We start from the raw sequence: 9,640 nt of genomic DNA, 5'->3' as shown, positions 1-9,640 counted from the left end.
CGCCCCCCGCCCCCCCCGCGGGGGGGGGGGGGGGGCGGGGGGGGGGGGGGCCGGGGGGGGCCCCCCCCCCGCGGCCCCCCCCCGCCGTTCCGACCGGTCAGGCCGATTCGTCGAGCCCGCTGAGCAGTCGCGCTATGTCCAGCCCCGCCGTGAGGTACTCGACGAAGACCTGGTTGTGGAGGGCGAACGGCGAGCGCCGCTCGCGGATGATCTTCACGGCGGTCGGCGCGTCGTAGCCGAGCGCGATGAGCGCCTGCGCCACCACCAGCCCCGACCGGTTGTAGCCGTAGTGGCAGCGCACGAGCGTGCGCCGGCCCGCGCGCAACGCGCCCACCACGGTCTCGGCCAGGCCCTCGACGACCGCGATCTGCGCCGGGGTCAGCGCGCTGTCCGGGACGAACGAGAAGTGGTGCTCGACGTCCGGGTTCGGGCCGTGCCCCTCCTCCTCGTACAGGCTGACGACCACCTCGAACTGGTTGCGCACCACCGCGTGTTCGAGCCCGCCGAGCGGCGTCCGGTAGTAGTGGCCGCCCATCCACAGGTTGTGGATGATCTCGCTCCAAGGACTGTCGGGCCTGGGCACGTACCCGTCGTCCCGGCGCACCTTCATCCCCGCTCCCCTCGACCGCCCGTCCGCCACCTCTGCCCGACGAACAAAACGCTCGCGGGCACGTCATCCATCCCGTCAGGATGGCGTATGGACATGGCCTGGACCGACACTCACGACCGAGCCGCGTTCGAATCCGCTGCGGGCGAATTCCTTTACGCCGACCCGGTGTCGAACACCACCGCCCTCACCCTGCTGGCCGACCTGCGCGAGCGCGGCGACCACGCCTTCGGGACGGAGCCGCCGCGGTTCGGTGTGCTGGCCGACGCCGACGGCACGGTGGCAAGCGCGTTCGCGCACACCCCGCCGTTCCCGTTGCTGCTGCTCGGCGCCCTCCCCCTCCCCCAAGTCGCGTCGTTCGTCGACGTGCTGCTGGGTGGCCCGCGCCCCGTCACCTGGATGATCGCCGGGGACGACACCGCGGCCGCCGTCGCCGCGGCCTGGCACGACCGCACCGGCACGGTCGCCACCGTCGCGGAACGCCAACGCCTCTACCGGCTGGACGCGTTGGTGCCGCCGGACCCGATGCCGGAGGGCGCCGCGCGACCCGCCGGCCCCGGTGACCGCGAGGTCCTCATGCGCATGCTGACGGACTTCGAGGTCTCCCTGGGGCACCTCAACGTCGACCCGGCACGGCTCGCGGCCGCCAACGACCTGCGCATCGCGCACGGGCTGTTCACCGTGTGGGAGACGGCCGGCGAGGTGGTGTCCGTCGCCGCCAACAAGCCGCTGGCCGCCGGTGTCGCCCGGGTCGGACCGGTCTACACGCCCCCCGAGCACCGCGGCCGCGGCTACGGCGGCGCCGTGACGGCCGCGCGCACCGCCGACGCGTTCGCCCAAGGCGCCGACGAGGTCGTTCTGTTCACCGACCTGGCGAACCCCACCAGCAACAGCATCTACCAGCGGATCGGCTACGTTCCGCTCGAAGACCGGGTCATGCTGGCGTTCCCGGCCCCGGACGGGGAAGTGGTCCCGGTGTGAACCCACACACCGCCGCCGACGCGGACGACAGCACCGACGACGCGCTCGAGGACCTGCGCCTCGCCGTCTACCGCGGTTTCGCCTCCACCGGCCGCGCCCCCGGCGCGGCCGAACTCGCCGCCGGGCTCGGGCTGTCCGACGACGACGTCCGCGGCGGCCTACGCGCGCTCTCCGCGCGGCGGCACCTCGCGCTGGGCGCGGACGGGAGCGTCGTCATGGCGCACCCGTTCTCGTCCGTCCCCCTGGGCTTCTCCGTGATGGGCCCCGACACGCTGTGGTGGGGCGGCTGCGCGTGGGACGCGTTCGCGATCCCGCACCTGCTGCCCGCACTGCCGGACGTGCTGGTCGCGACCCGCTGCCCCGGTTGCGGCGCCCCGCTCGCATGGGTCGTCAACCGCGACGCCCCGCCGCCCGGCACCCACGTCGCGCACTTCCTCGTGCCCGCCGCGCACATGTGGGACGACGTCGTGCACACGTGCGGCAACCAGCGGCTGTTCTGCCGCCCCCGCTGCGTCGACGGCTGGCTGAAGGCGACCGGCCGGCCGCGCGGCTATGTGATGGACCTGCCGACGCTGTGGCGGCTCGCGCGCGGCTGGTACGCGGGCCGGCTCGACCGCGGCTACCGGCGCCGCGAACCCGCCGAAGCCGCCGAGTACTTCCGCGCGGCCGGCCTTGAGGGCCCGTTCTGGGGGCTCTGAGCGCGGCGCCCCGCAGCCCGATGTGTCGACATTTCGTCGATATACTTGCGGCTCCCGGGACGGTTTCCGCCTGTCCGCCGCATCCGCGGCGGAGGCATCGGCGCCCGGGGTCACCACAGGGCCTCCCTCGCCAGGAGGCATGCCGGGAAGCCTGGTCGGCACGGGAGCACACGGTGCCCCCGACCGTTTTGTCCGCTCCGCAGCGCGGTATACGCCTGCGAGCCGTCGCCACCAGGAGGCCTGCCCGTGCGTTCCGCCATCCGCCGTACCTTCCTGCGGCGGCCGTCCACCCTCGCCGAGAAGAACTTCCTCATGGACGCGCTCCGCACGGAGACGGTCGGCGGCGCGCTGCTGCTGATCGCCGCGGTCGTGGCGCTGATCTGGGCGAACTCGGGCTGGAGCGGCGCGTACGAGAGCCTCAAGGACTTCCGGTTCGGCCCGTCCGCGCTGCACCTGGACCTCACGCTGTCCCAGTGGGCGGCCGACGGCCTGCTCGCGATCTTCTTCTTCGTGGCCGGCATCGAGCTCAAGCGCGAACTCGTGGTCGGCGAACTGCGCAACCCCGCCGCCGCGGTGCTGCCGGTCATCGCCGCGGTGTGCGGCATGGCCGTGCCGGCGCTGTTCTACTTCGCGGTCAACGCGGGCGGCGGCGAGCTCGACGGCTGGGCGATCCCGACCGCGACCGACATCGCGTTCGCGCTCGCCGTGCTCGCCGTCATCGGCACCAACCTGCCGTCCGCGCTGCGCGCGTTCCTGCTCACCCTCGCCGTCGTCGACGACCTGCTCGCGATCACGATCATCGCGGTCTTCTACACGTCGTCGGTGAACTTCGCGGCCCTGGGCGCCGCGGTCGCCGGGCTCGTGGTGTTCTACGCGCTGCAGCGCTACCGCGTGCGCGGCTGGTGGTTCTACCTGCCGCTCGCGTTCGCGATCTGGGCGCTCGTCCACGAGAGCGGCGTGCACGCGACCGTCGCGGGTGTCGCGATGGGCCTGCTCATGCGGGTCCGGCCCGACGAGGGCGAGGAACGCTCGCCCGCCGAGCACCTCGAGCACGTGGTGCGGCCCGTCTCGGCCGGCTTCGCGGTGCCGGTGTTCGCGCTGCTGTCGGCCGGCGTCGCGGTGTCCGGCGGCGTGCTCGGCGACGTGTTCACCGACCGGATGCCGCTCGGCATCATGATCGGCCTGGTCGCCGGCAAGGCGGTCGGCATCTTCTGCGGCACCTACCTCGCCGCCCGGTTCACCCGCGCCGAACTCAACGCGGACCTCGCGTGGTCCGACGTGCTCGGCGTCGCGATGCTGGCCGGCGTCGGGTTCACCGTCTCGCTGCTCATCAGCGAACTGGCCTTCGACGGCGACGCCGTGCTCACCGACGACGCCAAGGCCGCCGTCCTCATGGGCTCGCTCATCGCGGCCGCGCTCGCCACCGTCGTCCTGCGGATCCGCAACGCGAAGTACCGCCGGATCGTCGAGGAGGAGGAGCGCGACGACGACGGCGACGGCATCCCCGACTGCTACCGACAGGACCCCGTGACGGGAAGTTGAAACATCCGTCACACCCGTACGCCGTGCCCCGGTGGATAGCGGGAGCCGGGGCAGGGCATGATCGGTGCTACCACCGAGACGGCAGCAGCAGCCGGACCACGACGAGGAGAGAGCATGGCAGGCACCGAGAGGCCCCGCGCGCAGGACGTGCCCGTCGACACACGGTCCCTGGGCGAGCTGTTCTCCGACGCAACGCGGGACATGTCCACGCTGGTGCGCAGCGAGATCGAGCTGGCCAAGAGCGAGCTGAAGATCAACGCGATGCACGCCGCGAAGGGCAGCGGCGCCTTCATCGCCGCCGGGGCGCTGGCGTTCTTCGCGTTCCCGTTCCTCAGCGTCGCCCTCGCGTACGGCATCCACGCGCTCGGTCTCGGCCTCGGCTGGTCCTTCCTGATCGTCGGCGGCGGCTACCTGCTCATCGCCGTCCTGCTCGGCTTCTTCGGCGTGCGCTGGTTCAAGCAGGTCCGCCCGCCGCAGCGCACGATCCGCACGACGCAGGAGACCGTCGCCACGCTCAAGAGCGTCGGCTGACCCTCGGCCTGTGCAACTCTGCTGACGTGACGGTTCCCGAGAGTTCTGCGGTCAATATCGAAGGTCCCTGGACACACCGGGACATCGCGGCCAACGGCGCGCGCTTCCACGTGGCCGAGCTCGGCGAGGGGCCGGTCGTCCTCCTGCTGCACGGCTTCCCCGAGTTCTGGTGGACGTGGCGGCACCAGATGGAGGCGCTGGCCCGCGCCGGGTTCCGCGCCGTCGCGATGGACCTGCGCGGCTACGGCGGCAGCGACCGCCCGCCCCGCGGCTACGACCCCATCACCCTCGCGCTGGACGTCACCGGCGTCATCCGCTCGCTCGGCGAACCCGACGCGACGGTGGTCGGGCACGGCCTCGGCGCGCTGCTCGGCTGGACCGCCGCCGTGCTGCGCCCCAAGCTGGTGCGCCGCCTCGTCGCGGTGTCCATGCCGCACCCGCGGCGGCTGCGCGGCGCGCTCCTGACCGACCGTCACCAGATCGCGGCGAGCAGGCACATCTTCGGATTCCAGCGGCCGTGGCTGCCCGAGCGCCAGCTCGTGCGCGACGACGCCGAGATGGTCGAGCGGCTGATGCGCGAGTGGTCCGCGCCCGGTTGGCCGGAACCGCAGGTCGCCGCCCGCTACCGGCGCGCGATGCTCATCCCCGGCACGGCGCACTGCGCCGCCGAGCACTTCCGCTGGATGCTGCGCTCCGTGCCGCGCCCGGACGGTCTGCAGTACGCGGCGCGCATGAAGACCCCCGTGTCGGTGCCGACGCTGCACCTGCACGGCTCGCTCGACGGCGCCATCCTCACGCGTACCGCGGCGGGTTCGGGCCGGTACGTCGCGGCGCCGTACCGCTGGCGGCTGCTCGACGGCGTGGGCCACTTCCCGCACGAGGAGGCCCCGGAGACGTTCACGCACGAACTGCTCAGCTGGCTGAAGGACCCCGAGCCGGAGCGCTGAAACCGCCGACCCGCAGAAGCACAGAAGCGCAGAAGCGCAGAACCGCGGGAGTCGTCCGGACGGGTGCGTGCGCCCCGGCCGCGCACCGGCGCGCACCGGGCGCCCGGCAAGGCGTGCAGAGGTGATTAACTCCCGCGAAATTCCTGGCACTTCTCGACAAACCAGGATGATCCCCCCGCATGACATCCTGTGCGCATGGCATGGCGCGGTTATCCGCTGAGGAGCCGGGGTAGGCGCCCCGACATGAGCCGGACGTACCAATGGTCGTCCCCCGACCGCGCGGGGCATTTCGCGGGACTCGTCGCCATACTCCGCCGGCGCGTGCGCTGGCTGACGTTGCGGATACGTGCACCCCACTAGGCACACGTCGCACCGGGCCGCCCCCAGAGGGCGGCCCGCACGACGCTCCGGCGCCGGGGTGAGCGCCGCTCCACGGCTGTGGCGCTCATCTCCCCCACCGCCCGGGGCGGCTACAGCGCGCACCCCTGCGTGTCGACGGCCTTGGTGTTGCGGATGCCCGCCTCGACGTCCTCGCGGATCTCGTCGGCGGTCAGCGCATAGCCCGTGGAGTCGTCGTCCAGCGACTTGGCGAAGATGACGCCGTAGACCTTGCCGTTCGGCGCGACCAGCGGGCCGCCCGAGTTGCCCTGGCGGACCTTCGCGTACAGCGAGTAGACGTCGCGGCTGACCGTGCCGCGCTTGTAGATGTCGGGGCCGCCGGCCTTGATCTGCGCGCGCACGCGGGCCGGCTCGACGTGGAAGGCGCCGTTCTCGGGGAAGCCGATCACGATCGCGTCCGCGCCCGGCTGCACCTTGTAGTCGAACTGCAGGTGCGGGGACTTGAGGCCCGGCACCGACAGCACGGCGATGTCGCGCCGCCAGTCGTACAGCACGACGTCCGCCTCGTACTGCTTGCCCTCGCCGCCGACCTGCACGGTGGGCTTGCGGACGCCGCCGACCACGTGCGCGTTCGTCATGACGCGGCCCGGCGAGAACACGAAGCCCGAGCCCTCGATCACCTTGCCGCAGCTCTTCGCCGTGCCGACGATCTTCACGATGCTGTCCCGCGAGCTCTGCACCGCGGGCGACGCCATCAGCGTCGGGTCCGGCGGCGGCACCTGCGGGATGTCCTCGTGCACGAACGGGCTGAACACCTGCGGGAAGCCGTTGCTGTCGAGCAGGTTGCTGAACGACGAGAACCACGTGTCCGCGCCCTGCGGCAGCACCTTCTGCACGCCGCCGAGCACCTGCGAGCCGCGCACCTCGCGCGCCACCGTCGGCATCGTGGACCCGGCCACCGACGAGCCGATCAGCCACACCACGACCAGCAGCGCGGACACGCTCACCACCGCGCCGCCCGCCGCGTCCACCAGCCGCGCCGGCGTCCACGTCAGGTGCCGGCGCAGCCTGCTGCCCAGCGACGTCGCCATCGCCTGCGTGAGCGTCGCCGTCACGAGCACGACGCAGATCGCCGCGATCGACGGGCCCAGGCCCGGGTCGAAGTGCTCGAGGATGAACGGCACGAACCACATCCCCAGCACACCGCCGCCGAGGAAGCCGATGAACGACAGCACACCGACGATGAAGCCCTGCCGGTAGCCGGACACGGCGAAGGCGACGGCGGCCACGATGAGGATGAGGTCCAGGACGTTCACCTGGTCACGGTCTCACGGCACACCGCCGGATGTCCGCAGCGGCGACGAGCCCGTCGCCGCCGTGTGACACGCCCGGGACACCGGACAACGCCCCTGCGCCGCGCCCCGGTTACGGGTCGAGCGGCTCCGGCGCGGACTCGGTCGGCAGCGCCGCCCCGTCCGTGCCGCGGCGGGCCAGCCGCCACTCGGCCTCGCTCAGCTCGACCTCGCGGCTCTGGTCCCACGGGCGCTCGAAGCCGGACAGCGCGATCGTGCGGTCCAGCAGCCCGGCGGTGAAGCCCCACACGACCATGCCCTCGACGAGAAACGCCGGGCCCAGGAAGCCGGTCGGGTGGCGCAGCCGCGCCCGGTTGGCCGGGTCGGCGAGGTCGGCGATCGGGACGCGGATGACCCGCGCCACCTCGGCCGCGTCCACGGGCGCGACCGGGCACGCCTCGCGCCACCACCCGAGCACCGGCGTCACGACGAAGTCGCTGACCGGGATGTAGAGGGAGGGCAGCGTGCCGAACGCCTGGACGCAGGACGGGTCCAGGCCGACCTCCTCGCGCGCCTCGCGCAGCGCGGCGTCCACCGGCCCGGCGTCCTCCGGGTCGATCGCCCCGCCGGGGAACGCCGGCTGCCCGGCGTGCTTGCGCAGCGTGGTGGCGCGCTGCAGGAGCAGCACGTCGGGGCCGTCGGGGCCGTGCCCGAACAGCACGAGGACGGCGGACTCCCGGCCGCCCTCGGCGGGCGGGAGGAAGCGGCTGAGCTGCTCGGCGCGCACCGTGCGCGCGGCCTCGGCGATGGGGCGCAGCCAGTCGGGCAGGCCCTCGGCACTGACGGCTATGTCGGTGGTCGTCTCGGTCATGGCGCGTCCTCCCCTGGTGCCGCCCCGTTCGGGGGTGCGGCCCCGGTCGCGAGCACCGGCGTCGCCGGTGGCTTAAGCCGCTGGCCGGGCTGTCCGGCCAGCTCGTACTTCAGGAGCTTGCGAGCCTTCTCCGGGTCGGTCTCCCCCTCGCCGAACGACGGGCACAGCGGTGCGATTCCGCACGCGCCGCAGGCCGGCCTGCGCGCGTGGCACACGCGCCGGCCGTGGAAGATCACCCGGTGCGAGAGCAGCGTCCAGTCCTTCTTCGGGAACAGCGCGCCTACCTCGTGCTCGACCTTGACCGGATCCTCCTCCGAGGTCCAGCCGAAACGCCGCGACAGTCGCCCGAAATGGGTGTCGACGCTGATGCCGGGCACGCCGTACGCCTCGCCGAGCACCACGTTCGCGGTCTTGCGGCCGACGCCGGGCAGTGTCACCAGGTCCGCGTGCTTGCGCGGCACCTGCCCGCCGAACCGGTCGCAGAGCGCCTGCGCAAGGCCGGTGATCGCCCGGCCCTTGGCGCGGAAGAACCCGGTCGGCTTGATGATCGCCTCGAGCTCGGCCGGCTCGGCCTGCGCGAGCGCCTCCGCGTCCGGGTACCGCGCGAACAACGCCGGCGTGACGTTGTTGACGCTGCGGTCGGTGGTCTGCGCGGACAGCACGACGGCGACCAGGAGCTGGAAGGCGTCCTCGTAGTCGAGCTCGCAGTGCGCGCCGGGGTACAGCTCCCCCAGCTCGCGGTTGATCCGGCGGGCCCGGCGGACGAGGGCGAGGTTGCTCTCCGGCTTTTTACTCGGCACCCGGCAAGCCTACGCAGACCGCTCCCGCGCGTGCGGGGTTCGCTGGTCAGTGCTACATATGACCAGAGCACAACCAGAGCACGACACGCATACACCCGATCACGCGGGGGAAATGTCGGACACAACCGGTTGGCTCCGGAAAGTGATGAGGGCCACCCGCGTGACGAATCCTGATCCGCGTGCGTCAGACTGTGACCGATCGCACTGTTTGACCGCCAGGCCCCGATCGGGTGATCGGGCCAGGCAAGGAGGGACCCCTCGTGGACGACGTTCTGCAGCGGGCGCCGCTGTTCGCGGCACTCGAAGACGAGGACGCCGCCGAGCTGCGTGCCTCCATGGCCGAGGTCAGCCTCGAGCGCGGTGACTCGCTCTTCCACGAGGGCGACCCGGGCGACCGGCTCTACGTGGTCATCGAAGGCAAGATCAAGCTGCACCGCAGCTCGAACGACGGCCGCGAGAACATGCTCGCGGTGCTCGGCCCCAGCGAGATGTTCGGCGAGCTGTCGCTGTTCGACCCGGGCCCGCGCACCGCCACCGCCACGGCGCTCACCGACGTGCGGCTGCTCGGCCTGGGCCACCAGGACCTGCAGCCGTGGCTCAACGGCCGGCCCAAGGTCGCGCTGTCCCTGCTCCGTGCGATAGCCCGCCGCCTGCGGCGCACGAACGAGAGCCTGGGCGACCTGGTGTTCTCGGACGTTCCGGGGCGTGTCGCCAAGGCCCTGCTCGACCTGTCGCGGCGCTTCGGCGTCCCCGCAGAGGAGGGCATCCACGTCGCGCACGACCTGACGCAGGAGGAGCTGGCCCAGCTGGTCGGCGCGTCCCGCGAGACGGTCAACAAGGCGCTGGCCGACTTCGCCAGCCGCGGCTGGCTGCGCCTGGAGGCGCGGGCCGTCGTGCTGCTCGACGTCGAACGGCTGTCACGCCGCTCGCGCTGACACCGACGGACACACGGAGGGGGGGGCCGCGGGGGGGGGGCCCCCCGGGGGCGGGGCGGGGCGGTGAGGCCGCCCCCCGCGCGCGCCCGTGGGGCAG

The 9,640-nt window shown here is 72.8% G+C and carries 10 protein-coding genes; 6 read left to right on the top strand and 4 right to left on the bottom strand.

Annotated elements, in window-relative coordinates; translation table 11 throughout:
• Positions 1–97: 97 nt before the first annotated feature.
• Positions 98–610 (bottom strand): protein-tyrosine phosphatase family protein, encoded by a 513-nt coding sequence (locus tag QI554_RS17335; RefSeq protein WP_281470892.1) that lies wholly within the window; start codon positions 608–610, stop codon positions 98–100.
• An 87-nt stretch (positions 611–697) separates the two neighbouring features.
• On the opposite strand from QI554_RS17335, the gene QI554_RS17330 reads away from it, so the two are divergent.
• The 5 genes from QI554_RS17330 (at position 698) to QI554_RS17310 (ending at position 5,306) form a co-directional block, all read left to right on the top strand.
• Complete coding sequence (locus QI554_RS17330; RefSeq protein WP_281470891.1) at positions 698–1,588, top strand: GNAT family N-acetyltransferase; 891 nt, start codon at positions 698–700, stop codon at positions 1,586–1,588.
• A complete protein-coding gene (merB, locus tag QI554_RS17325; RefSeq protein WP_281470889.1) occupies positions 1,585–2,286 on the top strand; it encodes an organomercurial lyase in 702 nt (233 codons plus the stop codon). Before QI554_RS17330 ends, merB begins: the two co-directional genes overlap by 4 nt.
• Positions 2,287–2,598: 312 nt before the next feature.
• Entirely contained in the window at positions 2,599–3,828 is a 1,230-nt protein-coding gene (gene nhaA / locus QI554_RS17320; RefSeq protein WP_343230790.1) for a Na+/H+ antiporter NhaA, read from the top strand.
• Positions 3,829–3,942: 114 nt separating this feature from the next.
• The gene (locus QI554_RS17315; protein WP_281470887.1) at positions 3,943–4,359 is read left to right on the top strand and encodes a phage holin family protein; all 417 of its coding nucleotides are present in this window, start codon (positions 3,943–3,945) and stop codon (positions 4,357–4,359) included.
• Between the two features lie 26 nt (positions 4,360–4,385).
• The gene (locus QI554_RS17310; RefSeq protein WP_281470886.1) at positions 4,386–5,306 is read left to right on the top strand and encodes an alpha/beta fold hydrolase; all 921 of its coding nucleotides are present in this window, start codon (positions 4,386–4,388) and stop codon (positions 5,304–5,306) included.
• A 470-nt stretch (positions 5,307–5,776) separates the two neighbouring features.
• Here the strand turns inward: QI554_RS17310 and QI554_RS17305 are convergent, their stop codons facing one another.
• The 3 genes from QI554_RS17305 to nth form a co-directional block, all read right to left on the bottom strand.
• Positions 5,777–6,961 (bottom strand): MarP family serine protease, encoded by a 1,185-nt coding sequence (locus QI554_RS17305; protein WP_281470885.1) that lies wholly within the window; start codon positions 6,959–6,961, stop codon positions 5,777–5,779.
• Positions 6,962–7,070: 109 nt separating this feature from the next.
• Positions 7,071–7,808, bottom strand: a complete 738-nt coding sequence (locus QI554_RS17300) for an NUDIX hydrolase (RefSeq protein ID WP_281470884.1) — start codon at positions 7,806–7,808, stop codon at positions 7,071–7,073.
• Complete coding sequence (nth, locus tag QI554_RS17295; protein WP_281470883.1) at positions 7,805–8,608, bottom strand: endonuclease III; 804 nt, start codon at positions 8,606–8,608, stop codon at positions 7,805–7,807. The genes QI554_RS17300 and nth overlap by 4 nt, the downstream gene beginning before the upstream one ends.
• Positions 8,609–8,868: 260 nt before the next feature.
• Here nth and QI554_RS17290 point away from each other — a divergent pair, with 260 nt between their 5' ends.
• Positions 8,869–9,543 (top strand): Crp/Fnr family transcriptional regulator, encoded by a 675-nt coding sequence (locus QI554_RS17290; protein ID WP_281470882.1) that lies wholly within the window; start codon positions 8,869–8,871, stop codon positions 9,541–9,543.
• Positions 9,544–9,640 lie beyond the last annotated feature (97 nt).

The sequence above is a fragment of the Yinghuangia seranimata genome, from assembly GCF_029953285.1.
Lineage (GTDB): Bacteria > Actinomycetota > Actinomycetes > Streptomycetales > Streptomycetaceae > Yinghuangia > Yinghuangia seranimata.
The sequence above is the reverse complement of the archived record's forward strand: the minus strand, read 5'-3'. Positions and strand labels throughout refer to the sequence as shown.

What these genes read in the sequence shown, in the direction of transcription:
- QI554_RS17330 (WP_281470891.1), top strand. Translation starts at nt 698, where the DNA reads ATGGACATGGCCTGGACCGACACTCACGACCGAGCCGCGTTCGAATCC.
- QI554_RS17315 (WP_281470887.1), top strand. Translation starts at nt 3,943, where the DNA reads ATGGCAGGCACCGAGAGGCCCCGCGCGCAGGACGTGCCCGTCGACACA.
- QI554_RS17335 (WP_281470892.1), bottom strand. Translation starts at nt 610, where the DNA reads ATGAAGGTGCGCCGGGACGACGGGTACGTGCCCAGGCCCGACAGTCCT.
- nhaA (WP_343230790.1), top strand. Translation starts at nt 2,599, where the DNA reads ATGGACGCGCTCCGCACGGAGACGGTCGGCGGCGCGCTGCTGCTGATC.
- QI554_RS17300 (WP_281470884.1), bottom strand. Translation starts at nt 7,808, where the DNA reads ATGACCGAGACGACCACCGACATAGCCGTCAGTGCCGAGGGCCTGCCC.